The organism is Streptomyces sp. NPDC048623, from assembly GCF_040650755.1.
Classification (GTDB): Bacteria; Actinomycetota; Actinomycetes; order Streptomycetales; family Streptomycetaceae; genus Streptomyces.
In genome coordinates, this window is sequence record NZ_JBEZHV010000004.1 from 230,101 (window position 1) to 254,442 (window position 24,342).

The 24,342-nt window shown below is 75.0% G+C and carries 22 protein-coding genes; 14 read left to right on the forward strand and 8 right to left on the reverse strand.

Going from position 1 to position 24,342, the window contains the following annotated elements; genetic code table 11:
- Positions 1-65 precede the first annotated feature (65 nt).
- The 5 genes from AB0C73_RS08130 to AB0C73_RS08150 all read left to right on the forward strand — a co-directional run bounded on the left by AB0C73_RS08130 (position 66) and on the right by AB0C73_RS08150 (position 7,980).
- A complete protein-coding gene (locus AB0C73_RS08130; protein WP_362526056.1) occupies positions 66-1,238 on the forward strand; it encodes a gala protein in 1,173 nt (390 codons plus the stop codon).
- Positions 1,235-3,232 carry an ankyrin repeat domain-containing protein gene (locus AB0C73_RS08135; RefSeq protein WP_362526059.1) on the forward strand — a complete coding sequence of 666 codons (1,998 nt, stop codon included), beginning with the start codon at positions 1,235-1,237 and terminating at the stop codon, positions 3,230-3,232. Before AB0C73_RS08130 ends, AB0C73_RS08135 begins: the two co-directional genes overlap by 4 nt.
- On the forward strand, positions 3,229-4,443 hold the full coding sequence (locus AB0C73_RS08140; RefSeq protein WP_362526062.1) for an AAA family ATPase: 1,215 nt from the start codon (positions 3,229-3,231) through the stop codon (positions 4,441-4,443). Before AB0C73_RS08135 ends, AB0C73_RS08140 begins: the two co-directional genes overlap by 4 nt.
- Positions 4,444-4,529: 86 nt before the next feature.
- Positions 4,530-5,735, forward strand: a complete 1,206-nt coding sequence (locus tag AB0C73_RS08145; RefSeq protein WP_362526374.1) for a VWA-like domain-containing protein — start codon at positions 4,530-4,532, stop codon at positions 5,733-5,735.
- A 184-nt stretch (positions 5,736-5,919) separates the two neighbouring features.
- Positions 5,920-7,980, forward strand: coding sequence for a SpoIIE family protein phosphatase (locus AB0C73_RS08150; RefSeq protein WP_362526065.1), 2,061 nt, complete (start codon positions 5,920-5,922; stop codon positions 7,978-7,980).
- A 55-nt stretch (positions 7,981-8,035) separates the two neighbouring features.
- Here the strand turns inward: AB0C73_RS08150 and AB0C73_RS08155 are convergent, their stop codons facing one another.
- The 5 genes from AB0C73_RS08155 to AB0C73_RS08175 form a co-directional block, all read right to left on the reverse strand.
- The gene (locus AB0C73_RS08155) at positions 8,036-8,485 is read right to left on the reverse strand and encodes an SRPBCC family protein (RefSeq protein ID WP_362526066.1); all 450 of its coding nucleotides are present in this window, start codon (positions 8,483-8,485) and stop codon (positions 8,036-8,038) included.
- An 81-nt stretch (positions 8,486-8,566) separates the two neighbouring features.
- Complete coding sequence (locus AB0C73_RS08160; RefSeq protein ID WP_362526068.1) at positions 8,567-9,190, reverse strand: DinB family protein; 624 nt, start codon at positions 9,188-9,190, stop codon at positions 8,567-8,569.
- A 150-nt stretch (positions 9,191-9,340) separates the two neighbouring features.
- The gene (locus tag AB0C73_RS08165) at positions 9,341-11,302 is read right to left on the reverse strand and encodes an ABC transporter permease (protein ID WP_362526071.1); all 1,962 of its coding nucleotides are present in this window, start codon (positions 11,300-11,302) and stop codon (positions 9,341-9,343) included.
- Between the two features lie 32 nt (positions 11,303-11,334).
- Positions 11,335-11,730, reverse strand: coding sequence for a helix-turn-helix transcriptional regulator (locus tag AB0C73_RS08170; protein WP_362526073.1), 396 nt, complete (start codon positions 11,728-11,730; stop codon positions 11,335-11,337).
- A 98-nt stretch (positions 11,731-11,828) separates the two neighbouring features.
- Complete coding sequence (locus tag AB0C73_RS08175; RefSeq protein ID WP_362526076.1) at positions 11,829-12,302, reverse strand: Lrp/AsnC family transcriptional regulator; 474 nt, start codon at positions 12,300-12,302, stop codon at positions 11,829-11,831.
- A gap of 360 nt (positions 12,303-12,662) precedes the next feature.
- Between AB0C73_RS08175 and AB0C73_RS08180 the strand changes: the two genes are divergently transcribed.
- Together AB0C73_RS08180 and AB0C73_RS08185 are read left to right on the forward strand one after the other, a co-directional pair.
- Positions 12,663-14,165, forward strand: a complete 1,503-nt coding sequence (locus AB0C73_RS08180) for an FUSC family protein (protein WP_362526376.1) — start codon at positions 12,663-12,665, stop codon at positions 14,163-14,165.
- A gap of 163 nt (positions 14,166-14,328) precedes the next feature.
- Positions 14,329-15,390 (forward strand): lactonase family protein, encoded by a 1,062-nt coding sequence (locus AB0C73_RS08185; protein WP_362526078.1) that lies wholly within the window; start codon positions 14,329-14,331, stop codon positions 15,388-15,390.
- A 112-nt stretch (positions 15,391-15,502) separates the two neighbouring features.
- On the opposite strand, the gene AB0C73_RS08190 is transcribed toward AB0C73_RS08185, so the two are convergent.
- The 3 genes from AB0C73_RS08190 to AB0C73_RS08200 form a co-directional block, all read right to left on the reverse strand.
- Positions 15,503-16,420, reverse strand: coding sequence for a hypothetical protein (locus AB0C73_RS08190; protein WP_362526080.1), 918 nt, complete (start codon positions 16,418-16,420; stop codon positions 15,503-15,505).
- 468 nt (positions 16,421-16,888) lie between these two features.
- A complete protein-coding gene (locus AB0C73_RS08195; RefSeq protein WP_362526083.1) occupies positions 16,889-17,566 on the reverse strand; it encodes a uracil-DNA glycosylase in 678 nt (225 codons plus the stop codon).
- Positions 17,567-17,634: 68 nt separating this feature from the next.
- The gene (locus tag AB0C73_RS08200; protein WP_362526085.1) at positions 17,635-18,237 is read right to left on the reverse strand and encodes a CBS domain-containing protein; all 603 of its coding nucleotides are present in this window, start codon (positions 18,235-18,237) and stop codon (positions 17,635-17,637) included.
- A gap of 451 nt (positions 18,238-18,688) precedes the next feature.
- On the opposite strand from AB0C73_RS08200, the gene AB0C73_RS08205 reads away from it, so the two are divergent.
- The 7 genes from AB0C73_RS08205 to AB0C73_RS08235 all read left to right on the forward strand — a co-directional run bounded on the left by AB0C73_RS08205 (position 18,689) and on the right by AB0C73_RS08235 (position 24,339).
- Positions 18,689-20,233 carry an ATP-binding protein gene (locus AB0C73_RS08205; RefSeq protein WP_362526088.1) on the forward strand — a complete coding sequence of 515 codons (1,545 nt, stop codon included), beginning with the start codon at positions 18,689-18,691 and terminating at the stop codon, positions 20,231-20,233.
- A complete protein-coding gene (locus AB0C73_RS08210) occupies positions 20,230-20,415 on the forward strand; it encodes a hypothetical protein (RefSeq protein ID WP_362526091.1) in 186 nt (61 codons plus the stop codon). The genes AB0C73_RS08205 and AB0C73_RS08210 overlap by 4 nt, the downstream gene beginning before the upstream one ends.
- 79 nt (positions 20,416-20,494) lie before the next feature.
- Positions 20,495-20,908: a CBS domain-containing protein gene (locus AB0C73_RS08215; protein ID WP_362526093.1), complete on the forward strand. Its 414-nt coding sequence runs from the start codon at positions 20,495-20,497 to the stop codon at positions 20,906-20,908.
- A 126-nt stretch (positions 20,909-21,034) separates the two neighbouring features.
- Positions 21,035-21,541 (forward strand): hypothetical protein, encoded by a 507-nt coding sequence (locus tag AB0C73_RS08220; RefSeq protein ID WP_362526095.1) that lies wholly within the window; start codon positions 21,035-21,037, stop codon positions 21,539-21,541.
- Positions 21,514-22,467, forward strand: coding sequence for a hypothetical protein (locus tag AB0C73_RS08225; RefSeq protein ID WP_362526097.1), 954 nt, complete (start codon positions 21,514-21,516; stop codon positions 22,465-22,467). Before AB0C73_RS08220 ends, AB0C73_RS08225 begins: the two co-directional genes overlap by 28 nt.
- Positions 22,451-23,929 carry a V-type ATPase 116kDa subunit family protein gene (locus AB0C73_RS08230; RefSeq protein ID WP_362526099.1) on the forward strand — a complete coding sequence of 493 codons (1,479 nt, stop codon included), beginning with the start codon at positions 22,451-22,453 and terminating at the stop codon, positions 23,927-23,929. The genes AB0C73_RS08225 and AB0C73_RS08230 overlap by 17 nt, the downstream gene beginning before the upstream one ends.
- A complete protein-coding gene (locus tag AB0C73_RS08235; protein WP_362526101.1) occupies positions 23,926-24,339 on the forward strand; it encodes an ATP synthase subunit C in 414 nt (137 codons plus the stop codon). The genes AB0C73_RS08230 and AB0C73_RS08235 overlap by 4 nt, the downstream gene beginning before the upstream one ends.
- The last annotated feature ends 3 nt before the right edge of the window (positions 24,340-24,342 follow it).

The following is a 24,342-nucleotide window of genomic DNA, read 5'->3' on the forward strand; positions in this document are numbered from 1 at the left end:
ATGAGTCGACGATGTCCAGGTCGAAGCGGAACGCCGGTCCCCGGCGACAGACCGGTGGAGTGGTGATGGCCCAGCCGACAACGCCCGTACGCTGCCCGGCGATCGAGCACCCCGACCTGCCCCTGGCCGACCCCGCGCGCCTCGTGCCCCTGCTCGACCGCCTCGCGGACCCACGCGCGCTCACCGGGGACGAGACCTTCCCGCTCGGCACCCTGCGCGCCGACGGGCGCGTCGACCTGTGCAAGCAGGGCCTCGGCCCCGGCGGCGCCGCCCGCCTCGTCCCCGTGGCGGTCGCCTCCCCGCACGCCGCGCATCTGCTCCTCGGCACCGACTCCCTCGGCGACGAGGGCGTACGTTCCCTCGCCGAAGCCCTCACCGAGGCACGCCGCACCGGCAGCGACACCGGCACCGGCGCCGGCCACGGGGTGCGCACCCTCTACCTCGGCTGCAACCGCATCGGCCCGGCCGGTGTGGCCACCCTCGCCGAGGCACTCGCCGACGACACGACCGTCCGCGCCCTGTGGCTCAAGCGGAACCCCGTCGGCGCGGCCGGCGCCCGTACCCTCGCCGGCCTGCTGCGGCGCAACACCACGCTGCGCACCCTCGACCTGGTCAACACCGGGGCCGGAGCGGAGGGCGTACGGGTCCTGCTCGACGCGCTCCTCGACCGCGAGGCCCCGCTCGAACGCCTCTTCCTCGGCGGCAACGGCCTGACCGCCGCCGACGCCCCGCTGCTCGCCGCGCTCGTCCGCGACGCCGGAGTCCGCGAGCTCTACGTCCCGGCCAACCACCTCGGCGACGCGGGCATCGCGATCCTGGCCGCCGCGGCCGACCCCGCCCGCCCCGTCCGGCTCGGCCTCGGTGGCAACGGCATCGGCCCGGCCGGCGCCGCGGCCCTCGCCGACGCCCTCGACGGCATCGACGCCCTCGACCTCGGCCGCACCATGTCCGAACGCAGCCTCGGCGCCCCCGGCAACACCACCGGCGACGCCGGCGCCCACGCGCTCGCCGCGGCCCTCCCCGGCAGCCCGCTGCGCCGCCTCGAACTGCGCCACACCGGCCTCACCGGCCGCGGCGCCAAGACACTGCTCGCGGCCCTCGACGACGCCCACCGCCTCGAATACGTGGGTCTCGGGCCCGGACTGCCCCGCCGGGTCAAGCGCTCGTTCACCGAACGGCTCCGCCCGGTCCGCCCCTCCCACCCCGACCTGCGCGCGATCGGCAGCCTCTACCGATGAGCCGGCCCACGACACCGCCGCCCGGGGCCCTCTCGCCCGCCGACGCCTCCGCCTGGGCCCGTATCCGCCGCTTCGCCGTCCCCGCCTGGATGATCGAGCGCGCCACCGAGGCCCGCCTCGCGGGCGACTGGCGGGAGGCCTGCGCCGCGGCCGCCGTCGACGTTCCGGACGAGCTCGACCCCGAGCGTGTCGCCGACCGCCACGGCCCGGACGTGGCCGCCCGACTGGCCGACGACCTGCGCCACTTCGCACCCGACCTGCTGCGCTGGCACCTGCCGCGCGCCCTGGGCGGCCACACCACCCTCGCCGTCTGCCGCCGGACCGTCCTCGCCGTCTACGGCACCGCAGGGCCGGTCCTCTCCGTCACCAGTCTGCCGATGCTAGAAGGCCCGCAGCGGCTGCGTCTGCACCTCGGCCCCGCTGTGCCTCCGGGCACGCGCGACAGGCTCCACGGCATGGGGTACGCCGTGGAGGACTGGACCTGTGCCCGCCGCTTCTGGGACGCCCGCCACACCGGCGAACTGCGCCTCAGCGCGGGTCCCGTGGCCACCGGCCGCCTGCCCTTCCTGCACCCCGACGGCACCCCGCTCACCCCGGACGAACTGCCCGACACGGACCCTGGTGCGAGCGCCGACCCGGCCACCCGCGCCGAATGGATCGCCGTGCTGCGCTCCCGCGGCGCGCACGTCGAGGCCTACGCCGCCGCCGGAGTCGACCTCGACCTCACGCCACCGGATCCGCAGGCCCAGGGCGGCAGGTACGCCTACCCGCGGATCACGGACGTCGCCGACCTCGTCGCGCACGACGCCCTGGACCTGATCCGCCTCGCCCCCGAACTCCGCCTGCTGTGGAACGCCGGACGGGGTACGCGCTTCCGCGTGCCCGTGAACTGGCGCGGCCTGCTCCGGGCCACCCTCGACGTCACCGACACCGACGCTCCGGTCGTACGGGTCGCGGGCATCGAGCGCCGCCAGGACGAGGACGTCCCGGTGCTGCCCTTGTACGCCCGGCAACTCCTCCCCGACATCGCCCTGCTGCGCGCGGACCGGATCCGGCCCGAGCACCTGCACCCACTGGTCTCCGCCGCCCTGTTCCCGCAGGCCCCGCCCGCCACCGGCCCGGTCGGTTCGTGCGCATCAGTCGAACCGGTACGGGTCCGCTGCGGCGGTGCCTGGCACGAGGTCGTTGTCAGGAGCGGCACCCTGGACATCCCGCACACGCAGCAGGAGCAGCAGCGCGAACACGCCCTGCGTGCCTTCGGCGGCACCATCTCCGGCTGTTTCGCCACCCAGTCGGCCTGGACGACGGGTGAGGGGCGGCTGCCCAGGGCCCTGCAGGCGCAGCGGCGCCGGCTGTTCGAGCACGTCCAGCACGGCGACACCCCCGCGGTCACGGCGCTCCTCGACGCCGGCTGGGACCCGCACGCCCGCGACGCCCGGGGGCGCGGCCTGCTGCACCTCCTGCACCTGCTGGACCACCGGGAGCTGCTGCCGCGGCTGCTCGCCGCCGGGCTCGACCTGGAGGCACGGGACAAGGCCGGCTCCACCCCCCTTCAACTGGCCGTCGCCCAGCAGGGATCGGCCGACCTGGTGCGGGACCTCCTCGACGCCGGGGCCCGTATCGACGTCTTCGACGAGATGGAACTCTCACTCGACCAGGTGATCCGCCGCTACCGGCGGACCGACCTGATGTTCCTGCGCCGCCTCGTACGGAAGGAGCATCCGGGCATCGGCGCCGAGTGGTACGACGACTACCTGGACGAGCGGAACGAGAACGAGGGCTGGGACGAGGAGCCGGACTGGGACGCGGAACCCGCGCCGGATCCCCTCGACGGCCCGTCCGGACCCGACGGACCCGACGGACCCGAATCCTCCCGTGAAGCCGACCCGTTCGGCGACACCGACCCCTTCGACACACCCCGGTCCGCCGCGCCGACGGACAAGGACGACGACGAGATCGAGATCGAGAACGAGGACGAGGACGCCTCCGTATGACCACCACTCCCGCCGCGCCCCGCACCGCCGCCGTCCCCGCGCCCCTCGCGGCGGCCGACGCGCTCAACGCCCGCCTGCGCGCCACCCGCACCGAGACCTCCGCCAACCCGCAACTGGAGGCCCTCGCCCTGGCAGTGACGGCCAACCAGCCCGTCCTGCTGTGGGGCGAGCCCGGCATCGGCAAGTCCGCCGGCATGCAGCAGCTCGCCGACGCCCTCGGTGTCGAGCTCGAGACCGTCGTCGCCAGCGTCCACGAGCCCTCCGACTTCGCCGGCCTGCCGATCGTCGGCGACGACCCGGCCACCACCGGCGTGCCGATGGCCCCGCCGGACTGGGCCGTCCGGCTCGCCCGCACCGGCCACGGCCTGCTGTTCTTCGACGAGTTGTCCTCGGCCCCGCCCGCCGTGCAGGCCGCCCTGCTGCGGGTCGTGCTCGAACGCCGCGTCGGCAGCCTCACCCTCCCCGAGTCGGTACGGATCGTCGCCGCCGCCAACCCGCCCTCCAGCGCCGCCGACGGCTGGCACCTCAGCCCGCCGCTCGCCAACCGCTTCGTCCACCTCGACTGGACCCACGACCCGCGCACCGTCGCCCGCGGCATGGCCGGCACCTGGCCCGAGACCGCCCTGCCGACCGTCGACCCCGCCCGCGTCTCCGGCGCCGTCGCCCGCGCCCGCGGTGTGATCTCCGGCTTCCTCACCGCCCGCCCCGGCCTGGTCCACCACCTGCCCAAGGAGGCCGAGGGCCGAGGCCGCGCCTGGCCGTCCCCGCGCTCCTGGGAGGCGGCGCTGCGGCTGCTCGCCACCGGTTACGCCTCCGGTGCCGGGCAGCAGGCGACGGCGGCCGCCGTCATCGGCGCCGTGGGCGAGGCCGCCGGCATCGAGCTGCTCTCCTACCTGGAGAACCTCGACCTGCCGGACCCCGACCGCGTGCTCGCCGACCCGTCGGCCTTCGCCCTGCCCGAACGCGGCGACCGCCAGCTGGCGTTCCTCGTCGCCGTCGTCGCCGCCGTGCAGAGCGAACCCACCCGCCCGCGCTGGGAGGCGGGCTGGGAGGTCCTCGCCAAGGCCGTCGACGCCGGAGTCCCCGACGTCGCCGCCCGTGCCGCCCGCGACCTCGCCGTCATGCGCGAACCCGACTGGCCCATCCCGTCCGGCATCGACGCCTTCCTGGAACTCCTCCAGCTCGCCGGCGCCCTGCCCGGCGCACGCTGACCGGCGCCGACGACGTGACCGCCACCCGTGGGGGCGAAACCGTGCCGGACGAAGCCGCACCGGGCGAAGCCGTACCTGACGAAGCCGTGCCGGACCGCGACACGGCGCCGCCGCCGGACCTCGACCGCGCCAAGCTGCTCGCCGCGCGCTACAAGGCCACCGAGGCGCGCCCGTACCTCGCCTCCGCCCTCTACGCCCTGACGATCGTGCCCTCCCGCCAGGTGCGCACCATGGCCGTCGACCGCCACTGGCGCTGCTACGTCGCACCCGCCTTCGTCACGGCCACCGCCATCGAGGAACTGGCCGGCGCGTGGATCCACGAGGCGGCCCACCTCCTGCGCGACCACCACGGCCGGGCGGAGCGGCTGCCCGCGGCCGACCAGCGCGACCGGCTGCGGATCAACATCGCGCAGGACTGCGAGATCAACGACGACCTGCTCGCCGACGGACTGCGCCTGCCCGAGGGCCGCATGGTGCCCGGCCTGTTCGGTCTGCCCGACGGCGGACTCTTCGAGGAGTACGTGCCCGGCATCCCGGCCACCCCGCCGCACGCGCTCGACTGCGGCTCCGGCGCCCACGGCGTCCCGGCCCCCTGGGACCTGGGCCAGGGCGGCGCCGACGCCACGAGCGGCCTCAGCCCGGTCGAGGCCGAGGCCCTGCGGCGCCAGACCGCCGAGGCGATCCGGGCCCACCAGCGCTCCCGCGGCTCGGTCCCGGGCGGCTGGCGCCGCTGGGCCGACCAGACCCTCGAACCCGTCGTCGACTGGCGCAAGGCGCTCACCGGCGCCGTCCGCGAGGCCGCCGCCTGGGCGGGCGGCGCCGTCGACTACACGTATCGGCGCCCCTCACGCCGTACTCCCGCGCTCGGTGGCCGGGTCGTGCTGCCCAGCCTGCGCCGCCCGCTGCCCCGGGTGGCCGTCGTCGTCGACACCTCCGGCTCGATGGGCGACGACGACCTCGCCGCGGCCCTCGCCGAGATCTCCGGCGTGCTGCGCGAGGTCGGCATCGGCGGCAACCGGGTCGCCGTCCTCGCCTGCGACGCCGACGTCCAGGCCGTCGCCCGGGTCACCGCCGTCGACCAGGTCGAACTCGCCGGAGGCGGCGGCACCGACATGAGTGTGGGCATCCGGGCCGCGCTCGCCGCACCCGAACCCCCGCAGATCGTCGTCGTCCTCACCGACGGCTACACCCCCTGGCCCGCGGAACCGGTCACCTGCCGCCTGATCGTCGCCCTGATCGGAGCGGACGCGCCGCAGCCCCCGGCGTGGGCGGAGACCGTACGGATCACCTGAACGCGCCCCGCGATCGCACCCGGCACGGAGAACGACGGAAGGGGACAAACGCGAAGCTGGGAGCCGCGGAACCATGCGGGCGGCCGAACCGAAGAGCGCTCGCCCCTTATGTCTCGGATAGGGTGATTCGGTAGGAATCGAGGATTACGCCCCTCGGGGCCCGGCCGATGCGTAGGTCGATGCGTTGGACACTCACCAGTCGCCGAGCAGGGTCCCGCAGCCGCCCCGGGCGGCCGTCGGGTACGCGGGCGTGCTCAACGACCTGCTGCCCATCGCCCTCTGGCGCGAGGACGCCCGCGGGCGGATCGTCGAGTGGTCGCTCGCCGCCCAGGACCTGCTCGGATTCCGTCCCGAGGACGTCATCGGCCGCTTCGCCACCCCCCTCCTGGTGCCCGACGCCAACCGCGAGCTCGCCGCCCGGCTCACCGACCAGGTGCACGCCGGCGAGACCGTGGTGGGCACCCTGCCCGTACGCCACCGCGACGGGCACTCGGTCGCCATGGAGATGTGGATCGTGCCCGCCGCCGACCCCGACGGCCGGCCCGGTGCCATGCTCATCGCCTTCGAGACCTCCCAGGTCCTGCGCATGCGCGACAGCCTCGCCGCCCTGGAATCGCTCTTCACCCAGTCACCCATCGGCCTCGCCACCCTCGGCCCCGACCTGCGCTTCGTGCGCGTCAACGACGCCCTCGCCCGCATGAACGGCGTGCCCGCCGCCCAGCACGTCGGCCACCGGCTCACCGAGGTCGTCCCCGGCGTCAACGCCGGCGCCCTGGAGGCCCTGATGCGCCAGGTCCTCGACACCGGCACCGCCGTCGTCGACGCCCGCCGGGCCGGCCGTACCCCCGCCGACCCCGACCACGACCACATCTGGTCCAACTCCTACGCCCCGCTCCTCGACCACGGCGGCAACCCGCTCGGCGTCATCGCCTCCCTCATCGACATCACCGAGAGCCAGCAGGCCCACATCGAGGTCGAACGCGCCCGCCACCGCTTCGCCCTGCTCGCCGAGGCCGGCGGCCGTATCGGCACCACCCTCGACCTGAGACAGACCGCCGAGGAGGTGGTCGACTTCCTCGTCCCGCAGCTCGCCGACTCCGCCGACGTCCAGCTCCTCGAATCCGTCCTCGAACCCGACGAGTCCACCGCCGCCACCCGCGGCATCCTGCGCCGGCTCGCCGCCCGCTTCCCCGACCCGAGCGCCCCGACCGCCCTGCTCGCCCCCGGGCAGACCTTCCAGATCCCGCTCGACTCCGTCTACGAGTCCGTCATCACCGACGCCACCCCCATGAACCTACGCGTCGACGACATCCCCGCCCTCCTGCGCGACCCGCGGCTCGAAGCCCTGCGCCGCTATCTCGCCACCCGCATCGGCTCCGCCCGCCTCATCCCCCTCGTCGCCCGCGGCAAGGTGCTCGGCACGGTCTCCGTGACCCGGCTGCGCAGCCGCGAACCGTTCGACGAGGAGGACCGGGTGCTGATGGACGAGGTCGTCGCCCGCGCCGCCACCAACATCGACAACGCCCGGCTCTACACCACCCAGCGACAGGCCGCCCTCACCCTCCAGCGCAGCCTCACCAACAACGCCCTCCCCGACGTCCCCGGCCTCGAACTCACCGGCCGCTACCTGCCCGCCAGCGACCACGACGTCGGCGGCGACTGGTTCGACGTCGTCCCGCTGCCCGACGGCCGCACCGCGCTCGTCATAGGCGACGTGATGGGCCACGGTATCCACGCGGCGGCCGTCATGGGCCAGCTCCGCACCGCCGTGCGCACCCTCGCCCGCCACGACATACCGCCTGCCCGGATGCTGAGCTCGCTCGACGCGGTCGTCGCCGACCTCGGCGAGGACGAGATGGCCACCTGCGTGTACGCGGTGTACGACCCCGCCGCCGACCGCTGGACCATCGCCCGGGCCGGCCATCCGCCACCGGCCGCCGTCACCCCCGACGGCGCCGTCACCTTCCTCGACGGCCCGCCCGGCACCCCGCTCGGCACCGGCGCGCACGCGTTCTGCGCCCAGGAGGTCACCCTCCCGGCCGGCAGCCTCCTGGTGCTCTACACCGACGGCCTCGTCGAGGCCCGCGACCGGGACCTCGACGAGGGCATGACCCGCGTCGCCGACGCGCTGCGCGACGCGGACCGCCCGCTGGACGCGCTGTGCGAGGACCTCCTGTCCGGCCTGCCGGAGGGCCCGGCGCAGGACGACGTGGCGCTGCTGCTCGCCCGTACGACCGCGAGCTGAGAGGCGGCGTACGGGTACGGGCGGCGGGCGCCGTCACGGGTGAGAGCGCGGCCGGTCAGCCGGGGCCGCGCTCCAGGATGTCCTTCAGCGTCGCCTCGTCGCGCGGCATCTCCTTGCGCGCGGCGGGTTTGACGACGAGCGGCACCAGAGCGCGGCCGATGCCGTGCCCCTCGAAGTCGAGGGACAGGGTGAGCCGCGAACGGGTGCCCTGGTCCAGCGGCTCGATGCTGCCCTGGACGTCACCACGGACCGGCCCGTCCACCCCGTGGATGTGCCAGCTGTGCGGCGGATCGAGGTCCATGACCTGCATGGTCATGTCGAAGTTCCGGGCGCCCATGTGCCGGGTGACGGCGACCTGCGAACCGACCGCGCCGGGGGTACCGCTCCGCGGTGTCACCTTGACCGCGCTCGCCTGCCACTCGGGCAGGTGGGAGGGGTCGGTGATGTAGGCGAAGACCTCTTCGGGTGTCCGGGAGATGTCGACGGAGGCGTTGATCCTGGACATGTCGCCTCCTTCGCTTGCGCGAGGATGGATCCCTCCCATCGTCCCACGCGGAACGGCCCCCGGGTCGGCCCCGGCCCCGCGTCAGCCCTGGGCTCGGACCCGGTACAGATCCCTGAGCAGGGCGATCTCGGCGCCGTGGGCGAGGAGCTCCTGGTTCATCCACCAGACGACCTCCACGAGCGGGTCCTCGGGGTCGCTGCCGTGCGGATAGCTGCTGAAGCCGACCGTGTCGAGGTCCGCGTCGGTGAGCGTCAGCAGCATCGCGTGCCAGCCCGCCATTCCCCGCTCCAGGTCGGCGAGCGCCGTGGCCGCGTCCCCGCGGCTGTGGAAGTCGTCCCGGGTGAGCGTGCGCCCGCCCGCGGTGTGGTCGGTGCGCAACGTGAACATCTCCGCGAGATGACTCATCCGCCACGCGATCGTGGTGAACGGCGCCGGCTCCGGATGCGGCGCCGGCGTCGCGTCCCGCCCCCACTCCCCGCCCCCGGCAAGGACGGTGGCCCGCTCCCCGGGCCCGTCCTCCCGCCGCCGCACCGACCAGCAGCCCGTCACCGGCTCCCACAGGTATTCGGCGTCGGTCATCGGCGCCACGGAGACCTCGGAGCCGTTGCCGCTGTCCATCACCGGCCCGCGCAGCCGGTTCACCAGCCGGTCGCGGGCGAACGCGAACTGCTGGAGGAGGGGGACGAGACGGGGCGGCGTCGCCATGGAACGCTCCGAGGTGCGGGTGCGGGTGCGGGTGCGGGTGCGGGTGCGGGTGCGGGGGTGGGGCCGGGCACCCGGCACGGTGGCACAGAACTGCGGCCCCGGCCATGGGATTTCGACGTGGGGGAGGGGTGGGGTTGGCCCCGCGGCCCGTCACAGCGTGACGACCGTGACCTCCGTCGCCTTGACGCCCGTCCAGACCGGCGCGCCGTCCGTCAGGCTCAGGTCGGCCGCGGCCTGGGGGGTGATCTCCGCGACGAGCGGGGGGACCCGGTCCGAGGTGATGAGGACGCGCAAGCGGCTGCCGCTCGCCGTGATCTCCCGTACGGTGCCCGGCCAGGCGTTGCGGGGGCTGCCGCCGGGGCGGTCGCGGTGGACGGCGACCGCCTCGGGCGGGATGATCGCGAGGACCTCCGTGCCCGCCGGTACCGGGTCCGCCGCCACCAGCGTGCCGCCGTCGGCGAGGGCGAGCCCGCCGCCGTCGCCGGTCGCCGTGGCCGGCCAGGCGTTGCGGCCCAGCATGCGCGCGACCCAGGGCGAGCGCGGATGGCGCGAGACCTCGGCGGGGGCGGCGTCCTGGAGCGCGCGCCCGTCCTCCAGGACGAGGACCCGGTCGGCCAGGGACACCGCCTCGACCGGGTCGTGGGTGACGATCAGACAGACCCCGCCGAAGCCCGCGAGGTGGCTGCGCAGGGTGTGCCGTACCTGGGCGCGGGTGGTCTGGTCGAGCGCGGCGAGCGGCTCGTCGAGCAGCAGCAGCCGGGGGCGGGCGGCGAGCGCGCGGGCCAGGGCGACCCGTTGGGCCTGACCGCCCGAGAGCTGGGCCGGCCGGCGCCGGGCGAGAGGGCCGACGCCGAGCCGGTCGAGCCAGAGCTGCGCGGCCCGCCGCGCCTCGGCCCGCGGCACGCCCCGGGCCCGTAGACCGTACGCGGTGTTCGCGAGTGCCGACAGATGCGGGAACAGCGCCCCGTCCTGCGGCACCCACGCGACCTGACGGCGGTGCGGCGCGAGGTCGGTGACCTCGGCGTCGCCGAGGGTGAGGCGGGCGTGGGCCCGCGGAGTGAGCCCGAGCAGCGCCCGCAGCAGGGTGGTCTTGCCGGACCCATTGGGGCCGACGACGGCGATCGTCGTGCCGGGCTCTGCGTCAAGGGTCAGCTGATCGAAGCCGGTGACCTCGGCGTGCAGCGCCCAGCGCGCCCCGCCCTCGTCCACAGCGGCCGGCTCGACCAGCCCGACCGGCCCGACCGGCTCGACCGGCTCCGACGCTCCGGGCCCGGGCTCCGAGTCCGTCGGCACGGCCGCGGCCGCCCGCTCGCGCCGCCGCCCGCCCCCCGGCGCCCCCGTCCAGCGCCCGCGCAGCGCGATCAGCACGCCCATCGCGATCACCAGAAGCAGCAGCGAGACGGAGGTCGCGGCCTCAGGGTCGTCCTGGAGCAGCAGGTACACCTCAAGGGGCAGGGTCTGCGTCGTGCCCGGCAGATTGCCCGCGAAGGTGATCGTCGCACCGAACTCGCCCAGCGCCCGCGCCCAGGTGAGCGCCGCGCCCGCGACCAGGCCCGGGGCGACCATCGGCAGCGTGACGGTGAGGAAGACCCGGAGCGGCGAGGCGCCGAGGGACGCCGCCGTCTCCTCGTAACGCGGCCGGAGCCCGCCGAGCGCACCCTCCAGGCTGATGACGAGGAACGGCATGGCGACGAAGGTCGCCGCGACGACCGCGCCCGAGGTGTGGAAGGGCAGCGTGATGCCGAAGGTGTCCTCCAGCCACGGCCCGAGCAGCCCGCGCCGCCCGAAGGCGAGGAGCAGCGCGACACCGCCCACGGTCGGCGGCAGGACCATGGGCAGCAGCACGAGCGAGCGGACGAAGGCCTTGCCGGGGAAGGACACCCGGGCGAGCAGCCAGGCGAGCGGCACGCCGAGCAGCAGCGAGAGGCCGAGGGCCCAGAAGGAGACGAGCAGCGAGAGCCTGAGGGCCTGGACGGTCCCGGGGTCGGTCAGGTGCGTGCCGAGTTCGCTCCACTCGGTGCGCACCAGGATGCCGAGCAGCGGCAGCAGCAGGAACGCGATCGCGAGGAGGGCGGGGACCGCGAGGGCGATCGGGGTGCGGGACCGTTTCATCGGTGCTCGTGCTCGTGCTCGTACTCGGGTGCTCAGACGCGGTCGATGTGCACGTTGGTCGACTTGACCCGGGCGGTGGCCTGCATGCCGACCTCCAGGCCCAGCTCCTCCACCGCCTCCCGGGTGAGCAGCGAGACCAGCCGGTGCGGACCCGCCTGGATCTCGACCTGCGCGGCGACATCGCCGAGCTTGACGGCGGTCACGATGCCGGGGAAGGCGTTGCGGGCCGAGGTGTACGGCTCGTCCTCGTCGCCCGGGCCGCTCTGGGCGAGCTCCACGGAGAACGCGGCCAGATCGCGCCCGTCGATGAGCCGGCGCCCGCCCTCGTCCCGATGGGTGGTGACCCGGCCGGCGTCGGCCCAGCGGCGCGCTGTGTCCGGGCTGACGCCGAGGAGACGCGCGGCCTGGCCGATGGTGTAGGACTGCATGTGCGTCACCCTAGGCGGGGGCCGATCTCATCTGCAATCGCCTGTGGGAGATCCTCCTGGCACCTGCCGTGCTTCCTGGAGGAAGCTCCGAGCCGGCCTCAGACCTGGCTCCGCCCCACCGACTCCACCAGTGGCAGCAGCCGGTGCGCCACCCGCTCGCGCAGCGCGATCTCGGTGCGCGTGCGCACCACCCCCGGCAGCTGGATCAGCCGCTGGATCACGTCCTCCAGGTGCCCGGCGTCCCGCGCCACCACCCGGGTGAGCAGATCGCCGCCGCCCGTGATCGAGAAGGCCTCCACGATCTCCGGCACGCCCGCCAGCGCGTCCCCGACCTCGTCCAGATGCCCCTGGGTGACCTCGATGTGCACGAAGGCGAGCACCGGGTGCCCCAGCGCCGCCGGGGACAGCACGGGCCCGGTGGCCGTGATCACCCCGTCCCGTTCGAGGCGGTCGATCCGGGCCTGCACGGTGCCTCGGGCCACGCCCAGGATCCGCGCGTACTCGCGCACGCTGGTGCGCGGCTGCTCGATGAGGAGCCGCAGGATGCGGGTGTCGAGCTCGTCCACCGCCATGGTCCGTTGGCCCCCTTCTGGTCGAGGTGCAGACGCTCCGACTGTACCAATGGCCCACCTGTGCGAGGCTCGGTTGAGCCAGTGGGCCACCGGATGCTTTCCTTCCGGGGAGAGACGACTGATGGCGCCGCGCACGCGCCGGACCGGCGAGGACGCCGGACCCCGGACCCGCGGCGCCTTCGTCATGTGCAGGTACGTGTGGCGTGAAGAGGGTGTGTGTACGACAGCGGGGGCGGAACGACCGTCGTGAAGAAGGACCCGGCGAAGGGCCTGGCGAACGGCCCGGCGAAGGACCTGGCGAACGGTCTGGCGAAGGGCCTGGAGAGGGGCCTCGCGGCCACCGGCGGGCTGCTGCGCACCATGTGCGTGGCGCCCGACCCCGGCCGGGTCCGGCTGCGCGTCGCGAGCCGCGCCGTGCTCGGCGTCGGCCTCTCCGTCGCCGTCGCCGAACTGGCCGGGCTCTCCCTGACCGCGTCCATCACCGCGGGCCTCGCCGCGCTCCTCGCCCTCTTCACGGTCGCCGACCCCACCGTCCGCAGGCAGGCCGTCACCACCGCGCTGCTCCCGCTCGCGGGCTTCCCCGTGCTCGCGCTCGCCACGCTGCTGCACGGCGCACCGCCGCTGCGTGACCTCGCGTGGCTGCTCGTGATCTTCGCCGGCGTGTACGCGCGCCGCTGGGGGCCGCGCGGGCACGCGCTCGGGATCTTCGCGTTCATGCAGTTCTTCGTGACCCAGTTCCTGCACGCGGTGCCCGCGCAGCTGCCGGAGCTCTTCGGTGCGGTGCTGCTCGCGCTCGGTACGGCCGGTGCGGTCCGCTTCGGCGCCTGGTGCATCGAGCGGCACGTACCGCCGCCGGCCGCGCCCGCGCCGCTGCCCGGCACCGGTCTCGCCCGGCCCAGCACCCGGCAGGCCTTCCAGGCCACCGCCGCCTGCGCCGTGGCGCTCGCGGCCGGTCAGCTGCTCTCGCAGGAGCGCTGGTACTGGGCCGTCGGCACCGCCTGGTGGATCTTCGTCAACACCGCCTCGCGCGGCGAGACCCTGGTCCGCGGCTTCCGCCGGGTCGTCGGCACGGTCACCGGCATCGCCGCCGGCCTGCTCGTGGCGATCCCGCTGGGCGGCTCGCCCGCGCCGACGGCCGCGCTCGTGGCGGTCTGCGTCTTCGGGATCTTCTACACCGCGCCGCTCTCGTACAGCTGGATGATGTTCTTCGTGACCGTCATGGCCGGCCTCCTGTACGGCCTGATGGGCGTCCTGCACCCCGGGCTGCTGCTGCTCCGCTTCGAGGAGACCGCGGTCGGCGCACTCGGCGCGGCGATCGGCGTCGCGCTCCTGCCGGTCACCACCCACGCGGCCACGACCGCCTGGATCCAGCGCGCGGTGAGCTGTGTGCACGCCTGCACCACGGCCGCGGCCCGCCGCCTGGCCGGCGACCCGCACGCCGACCCGGCCGCCCACGCCCACGAGCTCGACCTGCTGCTCGCCCGCGCCCGCCTCACCCTGGCGCCGCTGGTCCACCCGCTGAGCCCGCTGCGTGCCCGCAAGGCCCGTGCCCGGCACGTTCTCGACCTGCTCGACGCCTGTGCCCGCGCGAGCCGTGGCCTGGCCGCCGTGGCCGCCGATCCCGACGCCTCGCACGACGCCCGCCTCGCGGCCGCCGCCTGGCGCGTCGAGTCCGCCGTCCACGCGCTGCTCCCGGCCGTGCCGCCGAGGCGCTCGCAGACCGCCGCCGAGGCCGCCCTCCCCGCCCACCACCCCGGTGCGGAAGCCGCTCTGACCCACTTCCACGCCCTGGAGCACGCCCTCACGGCCCTGGCGACCCCGCTGAGCACCTCTCCGCGCTCGCCGCTCGTCCCGGCGGCCTGACCGCTCCTCTCCCCGGTCCCCGCTGCTCTCCCCGGCCCCCGCTCCTCTCCCCGGCCACCCTCCTTTGACTCCTTTGGCCCTCCTTTGGTCTAGACCGCCTGCTAGCGTCACCCGCAACGGCGGCCGGCAAGTCGTGGCCGGCCCCAGGGACAGGGGAGGCGCCGTGGGTGACACGCGGACAGGGCAGGCGGGCGCGCGGCGCCCGGGGCGGGCGTACATCGGCTCGTTCACGTCGGCCGGCGGGCGGGGGGTCCTCGCCGCCGACGTGGATCCGGAGACGGGCGCTCTCGACATCACCGGTGCGAGCGACGCGGTCGCCGATCCGTCGTTCCTCGCGCTCGACGGAGGCGTGCTCTACGCCGTCTCCGAGACCGAGGACGGCGCCGCGGCGGCCTTCGGCATCGGCGGACCGGCGCCGCGCCCGCTCGGGCGGCCCACGTCCGTCGAGGGCGCGGGACCCACGCACCTCGCCGTGACCGGCGGGCACGTGCTCACCGCGAACTACGCCTCCGGCAGCGTCACCGTGCTGCCCCGCACCGCCGACGGCACCCTGGAGCCGGCCACCGGCCAGGTGCGCCACGAGGGCGGCGGGCCGGTGGCGGACCGGCAGGAAGGGCCGCACGCGCACCAGGTCCTGCCCGACCCCAGCGGGCGCTGGATCCTCGCCGTGGACCTCGGGACCGACTCCGTGTACGTCACCGCCCTCGACCCCGCCACGGGCGCGCTCCGGCCGCACGGCAGCACCGCGCTGCGCCCCGGTACCGGCCCCCGCCACCTCGCGTTCCACCCGGGCGGCGACCACGCCTATGTCCTGAACGAGCTGGAGCCCAGCGTCACCGTGTGCCGCTGGGACGCCGGCGCGGGCGTGCTCACGCCGCTCGGCGAGACCTCCGTCGTCCCCGAGGGCGCCGCCGGGCCCAGCCACCCCTCCGAGGTCGTCGTCGCCCCCGACGGGCGCTTCCTGTGGGCCGCCGTACGCGGCGACGACACCATCGCCGTACTCGCGCTGGACGAGGACGGCGAGAGCGCCCGCCTGGTCGCCTCCGTGCCCTGCGGCGGCCACTGGCCCCGCGACCTGACCCTCGCGCCCTCCGGCCGGCACCTGTACGCGGCGAACGAGCGCTCCGGCGACGTCACCTGGTTCGCGGTCGACCCGGACACCGGCCTGCCCGAGCGGGCCGGGGCGATCCCGGCGCCGGCCGCCTCCTGCGTGGTCTTCGCCTGACGGCCGGCCGCGGGTACGAGAAGGGCCCGCACCGGATCTCTCCGGTGCGGGCCCTCCCCGTCACGGTCGTCGGGTCGTTCCGGCCACGGCGCGTCCGGCGCGCCGGCCGCGGTCAGTGCACCGGCGCACCCGGCTGCGGGGCGATGCCGAGGGCCGACATGAACTGCGAGAGCACCAGCCGGCCGATCGCCGGGTACGCGCCCAGCGGCTCGGCCACCGCGCAGCCCGCCTCCTTGGCGGCCGCGTCGAGCAGGCCCTCGGGCAGCTCGGGGCCGATCAGGTACGGGGCGAGCGCCAGCTGCTCCGAACCGGCGCCGCGCAGCTGCTCGGCGATCGAGGAGATCGAACCCTCCTGGTCGAGCGCCGCCGCCATCACCGGCACCGCGAGGCGGGCCGCGAGCAGCATGCCGGTGATCCCGGCGGCCTGCACGGCCTCCTCGCCGCCGACGGTGGCCAGGATGATGCCGTCGGCCGCCGTGGCGACCGTGAACAGCCGCGCGCGGTCGGCACGGGCCAGGCCGGCCTCGGAGAGCCGCACGTGCAGCGCCTCGGCGAGCAGCGGGTGCGGGCCGAGCACGTCGGTCAGTTCGGCCTTGTTGCCGGCGTCCATGACGGACTGGCGGATCCGGCGGGTCAGCGCGCTGTCGGGGCCCGCGAGCAGCGGCACCACGACCGCGGACGGACCTTCGGGGGCGGCGACCTCGCGGCCGGCGGCCACGGCGATCTCGTAACGCTCGGTGCGCAGGGCGGAGACCTGGGTGAGGACCGCGCCCAGGGTCGGGTACTCGGTGTCGTCGCCGTCCAGGTAGCCGATCACGGCCTCCAGGCCGGGCAGCTCCGAGCGGGCGATGCTCACGACCTCCTCGGCCAGCGAGCGTATGGCGGCCGACGGCGCGCCGGGGACGGCGAGCACCAGGGTCGGAGCGCCCTCGGGCGCCGCCACGGGTTCAGGGCGACGGTGCCGCCCGGACTGGCGGGGTCGCGGCATTCGTACGGGAAGCCCGGGAGTGGGCCCAGTGGGGGAGCTCATGGCGCCGCATGCTACTGGTTTCACGCGCCGCCCGGCTCGCTGAGGTGCGGTCGGGCGACTTCTGCCCCGCTATGTCCGAACTGGCTGGGAACCGCCGTTTACCTGGCGAGTTGGAGCATGCGAACGCCCACCGGACAGGCCCTGGCGGACCCTCGGCGCCGGTCCGCCGAGTGCGGCGCGCGGCGGCCCGAGCGACAGCTCGCCCGTCCTGGACAACCCGCCGCTGAAGGCGACTTCACCCTCCGCCCCGGCGGGAAGCGCGGCGGCCTGGGCGAGGATCCGGGCCGCGACCGGCTCGCCGGCCGCCGCGACGGCTCGGTGAGGGCGCCGGGGAGTCGGGCCCGCAGCCGGTCGCCGGGCGTCGCCATCCCGGCAGCGCAGACGGCGACCGCGAGGACCGCCCCGCCGCCGGCCCGGGCCGCCGGAGCCCACCCCGGCGACGTATCCCGCGCACCGGGGCGGCGGCCGTCACGGCAGCTGCCAGTCCACCGGCTGGGCGTCCTGACGGAGCAGCAGCTCGTTGGTGCGGCTGAACGGCTTGGAGCCGAAGAAGCCGCGGTCGGCCGACATCGGCGAGGGGTGTGAGGACTCGATGGCCGGCAGACTGCCGAGCAGCGGGCGCAGATTGCGCGCGTCCCGCCCCCACAGCACCGACACCAGCGGCTTCCCGCGCGCGGCCAGCGCCCGGATGGCCTGCTCGGTGACGGCCTCCCAGCCCTTGTCCCGGTGCGCGCCCGGACGGCGCGGGGCCGTCGTGAGCGCCCTGTTGAGCAACAGGACGCCCTGCCGGGTCCACGGCGTCAGGTCGCCGTTCGAGGGCCGGGGGAGCCCCAGGTCGTGGTGCATCTCCCGGAAGATGTTCTCCAGGCTCGGCGGCAGCGGGTGCACGTCCGGAGCGACGGAGAAGCTGAGGCCCACGGCATGGCCGGGGGTCGGATAGGGGTCCTGGCCGACGATGAGGACCCGCACCTCGTCGAAGGGCTGCTGGAACGCCCTCAGGACGTTCGCCCCCGACGGGAGGTAGGTCCGCCCGGCGGCGATCTCCTGACGGAGGAAGTCACCCATCCCGGCGATGCGTTCGGCCACCGGCGCGAGCGCGTGCGCCCACCCGGCCTCGACGATTTCGTTCAACGGTCGTGCTGCCACGGCGTCACTCTACTGGCGCACACCGACAACACCCCCGGCCCGGCCGCACGAGGACGGCCCGAGGGCCGCTACACGGCGGTCGTGAAGTGCGCGGCGGCGTCCACGACTCCGGGCACCGCGCGGGCCAGTTGGAGCGCGAGGTCCTCCGGCACGGATTTCGGCAGGGACCCGGTGAGTGTCACCGCGCCGTCCAGGACCCGGACGGTGAGCAGGGCGTTGCCCTCGGGGATCAGGTGCGCGAGGAGTTCGTGGCGTACGTCCTCGGCGAGTTCGGCGTCGGAGCGCAGATAGACCTTGAGCAGGTCGCCCCGGCTGACGACACCGACCGGGCAGCCGTCCTCGTCCACCACCGGCAGCCGCTTGAGGTGTCCGCGCCCCATGAGCCGGGCCGCTCCGGCGATCGTGGTGCCGCGCGGCACGGTGACGGGCGGGGCGGACATCAGAGCGCGGGCCGTCACGGCATGCGCGCCGTCCTCGGTGTCGCCCGGGACCTTGGCGAGCATGTCCGCCTCCGACACCACGCCGACCACCCGCCCCTCGGGCGACAGGACCGGCACCGCGTTCACGCCCCAGCGGCGCAAGGTGCGGACGATCTCCTGGACCGGGGCATCGAGCCGCACGGAGATCACCGCGTGGGTCATCACGTCGTCGACAGTGCGTGGATGCTTCATGGCGGGCCTCCGTCGCTCCTACGCCCAGGGTCCCAACGATCCGAGGGTGCCGTCGCCGTTTCCCGTACGACAAGGGCCGAACGGGGGCCGTCGGGGCCCGGACGGCCCTGGCAGGAGCCGTCGGCGCGTGATTTCCTGAAGGGGAGGAGAGGTCCTCCTGGAAGGACGCGGAGGAACGGCTTCGGGCCGCGCACCGCGCAATCAGGATCCGCGAGAAGTGGATGGGCCCCTCCTCCCGCCGCGCCGGGGGCCGTGAGCGAACCCGACGCGTGCGGGTGCGTCCGTCCTGGCCGGGTGCCAGTCTGGTAGGGCGTGTGCCTCCGCTCACGGCCCGCGCATCCCTACGGGTCCCGGCTCGTATCGTGAGACGCACGGGGCGAACCCCCTCTTCTCGCCCCTGGCATTCGGGTCGTCCACAGGCACGGAGGCGTCCTGGGAAGGGGAGAGAACAGTGGGAGCTCTGATCACCCCTGTCGCCCGGCCTCAGGGGCTCTACGACCGTGAGGCCGAGTGGGACCGGCTGGTCGCACTCGTCGGCGACCCGCGTCCCAGGCCCGTGATCGGTGTCGTCACCGGTCCACGGGGGCACGGCAAGTCGTTTCTGCTCAAGGCACTGGCCCATGCGACGGGCGGGCTCTACTTCTGCGGTCAGGAGGCCGCTCAGGCCGAGACCCTGCGCGCACTCGCCCGGCAGTACGCGCGCCATGCCGGTCTCGCCCAGGCACCTCGATGGACGGGATGGAAGGACGCGCTGCTCGCGCTGGCGGACACGGCACGAGGATCGGCCCTGGTGGTCGTCATCGACGGATTTCCCGAGGTCGTACGGGAGAGCCCAGGGCTCCCGGCCGTCATCAGCGAGGTGTGTCATCGGCTGGGTGACGGCCCGGGCGGTTCCTCCCGGCTGCGGCTGCTGCTCTGCGGCAGCACGACACCGGTGATGAGCCGGCTGCTGAGCGGATCGGCCGCCTGGGTGGACCAGGTCGTGGAGATGGCCCCCCTCGACTACAGACAGGCGCGACGCCTGTGGGCGATCGACGAGCCCGCGCTCGCGCTGCGCGTGCACGCCGTCGTCGGGGGCAGCACCGCCTTCCGCTTCGATCCCGCGGGCGACCGGCCTCCCGGCGGTTTCGCCGACTTCGACCGGTGGATACAAGAACGTGTGCTCAGCCCGCGGTTGCCGCTGTTCTGGAAGGCCGGACACCTCCTGGACACGGTGCCGGATTCCTGGGACGTCGCCGTGTGCCACAGCACCGTGGCCGCGCTCGCCACCGGCCGCACCACCCCCGGAGAGATCGCGGACTTCCTCGACCGGCCGGCGACGGACGTGCCGCACATCCTGTCCCACCTCGAAGGACGCGGCCTGGTCCGCGGCGAGCCCGACGCCTTCCAGCCCGGGCTGATCCACTACCGCATCACCGAACCGCTGCTGGCCTTCGACCACGCCGTCATCCGCCCCCACCGCTCCGAGCTCCTGGACGCGGATGCGGATGCGGATGCGGACGCGGACGGCACGAGGACCGGCGCGGTCTGGCGGCAGGCCCGGTCCGTGTTCGAAACGGACGTCGCGGGCCCGCACTTCGCTCAGATCTGCCGGGAGTGGGCGGCCCGGTTCGCCCCGGCGGCGCTCTTCGCAGACGCGCCGGAATCCGCGGTGTCGGGGTCCCTGCCCCACACGGACAGCGAGCCGGTCGTCATTGACGTCGTGGTGCGCGGCCGGCAGGCCCGCCTCCCCGGTCCGCTGCTGTCGATCGGCCTGGTCTCCTGGGCGCACCCCATGGACACGCCCCACCTCGAACGGCTGCGCGGCCATCTGCCGCACCTCGCCGCCCTCGGCGAGGACACCGGCCGGACCCGCCTCGTCTGCTACTCGGCCGCCGGGTTCGGCCCGGGACTCCGGGAAGCCGAGGCGAACGGGGACGTGCTTCTCGTATCACCCGAGCAGCTGTACGGCGACGGACCGTGGCCGTACGCGACGGAGGAAGGAGGACGCCCGTGACCGACTCGACGCAGCCGTCCCGCACGGGGGAGACCCGGGGCAAGGTCCGCTCCGGCCGACGGGAGATCCCGAGCGACGTGCTCCCCGCGCCGAACGCGGCGGCGCATCTCCAGGTGAAGGGGTTCAGGGCACGTCCCGGGCGCCCCGTGCACACCGTGCGCGTGAGCGCCGTCTTCCTCTGACGTCCCGGCACGACGCCGGAAGCAGTGCCCGACCACCGTCCATGACAAGGGGGGGCGGAAGGAAAAGGAGGAGGCGGCCATGACGACCGCACGCGAGATCATGCACGCCGGTGCCGTCTGTGTGCAGGAGAACGAGACGCTCGTGGACGCCGCGCGCCGCATGAGCGACCTCGGCGTCGGCGCCCTGCCCATCTGCGGGCCCGACAACCGGCTGCACGGAATGATCACCGACCGCGACATCGTGGTGAAGTGCCTCGCCAAGGACAAGGACCCCCGCGACATGACGGCGGGCCACCTCGCCCAGGGCAAGCCGATCACCGTCGACGCGGACACCGACAGCGAACAGGTGCTTCGGACGATGGAAGAGCACCGCATCCGCCGGGTCCCCGTGATCGACGACCACCGGCTCGTCGGAATGATCAGCGAGGCCGACCTGGCCAGGCACCTCGACGAGCAGCAGGTCGGGAAGTTCGTCGAGGCCGTCTGCGCCTGACCGGACCACGGCAGCGGCACGCCGGCCGAGGCGGTCGCACGGGCCGGGACCGCGGCGCGGCCCGAGGCGACAGCGCGGGTGGGCGTGGCGAGACTGGAAGAGAGACGAGAGTGAGGAGGTCGCCGGATGCGACTTCGGTCCTTCCTCGCCCGGTTCCGCTTCATGGGCGCGCCTGGTGCGGCCGTGGCCGCCGTGCCCACCGACCGGACGGGCGATCCCGCCGCCGAACTCGCCCCGGTGCTCACCCGGCTCATGGACGTGCAGGAGGAGGCGGCGGAGATCCGCGCCAGAGCCGCGGAGGAGGCAGCCGCCATCATGCGGCGGGCGGCCCGGCGGGCCGCCGAGATGGCGGCCGACGCGGAGGGCCGGGCACGCCGGGCGCGGGAGGAAGCCATGGCGGCCGCGCTCACCGAGGCCCGGACGGAGGAGGCCGCCCTTCTCGCGGCCGGCCGGAGCGCGGCGGAGCGGGTGCGCAGACGGGCCGGCGAGCGGATCCCCGGTCTTGCCGACCGCGTGGCCGAGGACGCCCTCGGCCGTCTTGAGGGCGGTCGCCTCGACGGCGGTCGCCTCCACGGTGGTCGCCTCGACGGTGAGGGGGGAACCGCGTGGGCGCCGGGTGGGTCGCCGGAGTGATCAGGGCCAGAGCTCTGACATCCCAGCGACTGGGGGCCGCGGCCGCCCGGGAGCTGGCGTCGAGCACGTCTCTCGCGCAGGCGCTGCGCGGCCTGACCGACTCGCCCTATCGAGGAGCCGCCGCGGACGCTGCCACCGCCGCAGGCGCGGACGCCTCGCTCGCCGACGCACAGCGCGGGGTCGCGGAGGCACTGCTGTGGAATCTGCGAGTGCTCGCGGGGTGGCTGCCACCCGGCGGCACGCGCCTGCTCCGGCCGCTTGCCGCGGGCTTCGAGATCGCCAACGTCGAGGCGCTCCTGAGCTCCTTCTCCGGAGCGTCGCCCCCTCCGCGGGCCTACCGGCTCGGTGTGCTCGGCACGGCATGGCGGCGTCTGGAACGGGCCGGTTCCGCAGGCGCTGTCCGCCGGACACTCGCCGCTTCGCCCTGGGGCGATCCCGGTGCCGGAACCCCCTGGGCCGTGTCCGTCGGCATGCGCATGGCCGCCGCCGCCCGGACCGCGGCGGTGGCGCCCGCCCGCTCCTGGGCCGAGGGCAGGGCGGCCCTCCTGACCGCCCGCGAGATGTACGTCCATGGCCGCGTCCTGCCGGAGGCGGTACGGCTCCGCGCGGCGGACGTCCTGGGGGAACGGGCCCTGAGGGCGTCCGGCTTCCGTGACTTCCGCGACCGGCTCCCCGCCGGAGCCCGCTGGGCAATGGAGGGCGTCGACGACCCGGCGGACCTGTGGCGGGCGGAGGCCCGCTGGTGGACGGTCCTCGGCAGGGACGCGGAGGACATGCTGCACGGCGACGGCCCCGCGTACGGCCCCGTCACGGTGGTGGGCGCGGTGGGCGCGTTGTCCGTGGACGCGTGGCGCGTGCGGGCGGCACTCGAACTCGCGGCGCACGGCGGAGGACCGAGGGAGGTGTTCGATGACCTGGTCGGCTGAGCACCTTCTGCCGGTACGGATGCGGCGGGTGGCCCTCGTCGCCCCGACGGCCGCGCTGCGGGACACCCTCGTCCGCGTCGCCGACGCGGGCTGCGTCGAACTGGACCGGGTGGAGCCGGAACAGATGGAGCCGGTCCGGATCGAGAGCGGAGCTGCTCCCGGAGCGGCCACGCCGTCGCCAGGACCCCCGTCCGGCACCGGCCCGTCCGGCACCGGCCCGTCCGGCACCGGCCCGTTTGGCCCGGGCGCCGGAGCGGTCCTCGCACCGGCCGCCCCCGACCTCGACGCGCTGCGGCGGGAACGCCGCGAGGACCTGCTGGCCGGTGAGGCGCAGCTGGCGGCCTTCGACCGGAGCGCCGTCCGGCGCGGCGAGGTCGCGGCGCTGACGGGCTGGTGCCCGGCGACGGACGTGCGGCGGCTCTCGGAGAGGCTGGCTGCCGTGGGCGCGTCGGTGGTCGTGCTCCCGGCGCCACGGGACGTCGAGCCGCCGACGCTCCTGCGGGGCTCGCGTACACCGAAGGGTTCGTTCACCGACCTGGTGACCACCTACGGCGCGGTGCCCTACCGGGACGTGGACCCCTCCTGGCCCTCCGGCGTCGTCTTCGTCGTGATGTTCGGCGTCATGTTCGGAGACGTCGGCTACGGCCTGCTGCTGCTCCTGCTCGCCCTCGCGCTGCGGCGCGGTGTCCCCGCCCTCCTCGCGCGATACCGCCGGCTCTGGCCCTTCCTGGCCGGGGCCGGGACCGCCACCGTCCTGGCCGGCATCGCCTACGGGGAGTTCTTCGGGCCGACCGGGATCCTGCCCGTCCTGTGGCTGGATCCCCTCGACGCGCCGGAGCGGCTGCTGACCGCCTCGATCGTGTTCGGCGGGCTGCTCCTCGCCCTCGCCTACGTGGCGGGCACGGTCAACCGATGGCGCGAGGGCGGCCCGGTGCGTGCCGTGTACGCGCCGTCCGGCTGCGCCGGTTTCGCCGTGTACACGTCCCTCGCTCTCCTGGGTGCCGGGCTGTATCTGGACCAGCGGGCGTACGTCGTCGCGGGCGCCGCTCTGGCCCCGGTCGGGCTGCTCCTCTCGGGCGCGGGGTTCTTCGCCGCGACACCCGGCGGTGCGGCGGGCGCGGCCGAGACCGGGGTGCGCCTCTTCGAGGTCGTCGTGCGGGCCGGCACGAACACCGTGTCCTTCGCCCGCCTCGCGGCGTTCGGCCTCACGCACGCGGCCCTGGCGGACGTCATCTGGACGGGGACCACCGGGCTCGCCCGGCAGGGGCCCGTGCCGTTCGCGGCGGCCGTCGTCCTCTTCACCGTCGCCACCGCCGCCGCGTTCGCCCTTGAGGCACTCGTCGCCGGCGTCCAGGCGCTCAGGCTGGAGTTCTACGAGCTGTTCTCACGCGTCTTCGAGGCGCAAGGACACCCGTTCCGTCCCTGGCACGTGCCCATCGCCGACTCGGAGGTGACCACATGATCGCCTGGTTGCTCGCACTGCCCTTCCTGGCCGGCGGCTTCTGGGTCTTCCGCACGCTCGCCCGGCGCGACGGGAGGCGCTCCGTCCGATGGCTCCTGGTGTCCAACCTGCTGATGCTGGTGGGATCCCTGGCCGTGCTCGTCCTGGGCCTCTCCGGGGTCGCGCTGGGCGCGCCCGCCCAGGCCGCCGCGGCCGAGCCGAACGGCACCGCGCTGATCGCCGCGGCCATCGCGGTGGCCGGGGCGTCGCTCGGCGCGGCCGTGGCCGTCGCCTACACCGGCGCCGCGGCGCTGGCCGCCCTCAGCGAACGGCCGGAGCTCTTCGGACGGGCGATGGTCATCGTGGGGCTCGCCGAGGGCATCGCCGTCTACGGCCTGGTGGTCGCGATCCTTCTGATCGGAAAGGCCTGAGGG

Excerpts from the sequence above, each read along its gene's own strand:
- AB0C73_RS08170 (WP_362526073.1), bottom strand. The coding sequence starts at position 11,730 with ATGCAGTCCTACACCATCGGCCAGGCCGCGCGTCTCCTCGGCGTCAGC.
- AB0C73_RS08130 (WP_362526056.1), top strand. The coding sequence starts at position 66 with ATGGCCCAGCCGACAACGCCCGTACGCTGCCCGGCGATCGAGCACCCC.
- AB0C73_RS08230 (WP_362526099.1), top strand. The coding sequence starts at position 22,451 with ATGACCTGGTCGGCTGAGCACCTTCTGCCGGTACGGATGCGGCGGGTG.
- AB0C73_RS08155 (WP_362526066.1), bottom strand. The coding sequence starts at position 8,485 with ATGTCCAGGATCAACGCCTCCGTCGACATCTCCCGGACACCCGAAGAG.
- AB0C73_RS08235 (WP_362526101.1), top strand. The coding sequence starts at position 23,926 with ATGATCGCCTGGTTGCTCGCACTGCCCTTCCTGGCCGGCGGCTTCTGG.
- AB0C73_RS08200 (WP_362526085.1), bottom strand. The coding sequence starts at position 18,237 with ATGAAGCATCCACGCACTGTCGACGACGTGATGACCCACGCGGTGATC.
- AB0C73_RS08175 (WP_362526076.1), bottom strand. The coding sequence starts at position 12,302 with ATGGCGGTGGACGAGCTCGACACCCGCATCCTGCGGCTCCTCATCGAG.
- AB0C73_RS08220 (WP_362526095.1), top strand. The coding sequence starts at position 21,035 with ATGCGACTTCGGTCCTTCCTCGCCCGGTTCCGCTTCATGGGCGCGCCT.
- AB0C73_RS08160 (WP_362526068.1), bottom strand. The coding sequence starts at position 9,190 with ATGGCGACGCCGCCCCGTCTCGTCCCCCTCCTCCAGCAGTTCGCGTTC.
- AB0C73_RS08165 (WP_362526071.1), bottom strand. The coding sequence starts at position 11,302 with ATGAAACGGTCCCGCACCCCGATCGCCCTCGCGGTCCCCGCCCTCCTC.
- AB0C73_RS08180 (WP_362526376.1), top strand. The coding sequence starts at position 12,663 with ATGTGCGTGGCGCCCGACCCCGGCCGGGTCCGGCTGCGCGTCGCGAGC.
- AB0C73_RS08215 (WP_362526093.1), top strand. The coding sequence starts at position 20,495 with ATGACGACCGCACGCGAGATCATGCACGCCGGTGCCGTCTGTGTGCAG.
- AB0C73_RS08140 (WP_362526062.1), top strand. The coding sequence starts at position 3,229 with ATGACCACCACTCCCGCCGCGCCCCGCACCGCCGCCGTCCCCGCGCCC.
- AB0C73_RS08135 (WP_362526059.1), top strand. The coding sequence starts at position 1,235 with ATGAGCCGGCCCACGACACCGCCGCCCGGGGCCCTCTCGCCCGCCGAC.
- AB0C73_RS08190 (WP_362526080.1), bottom strand. The coding sequence starts at position 16,420 with ATGAGCTCCCCCACTGGGCCCACTCCCGGGCTTCCCGTACGAATGCCG.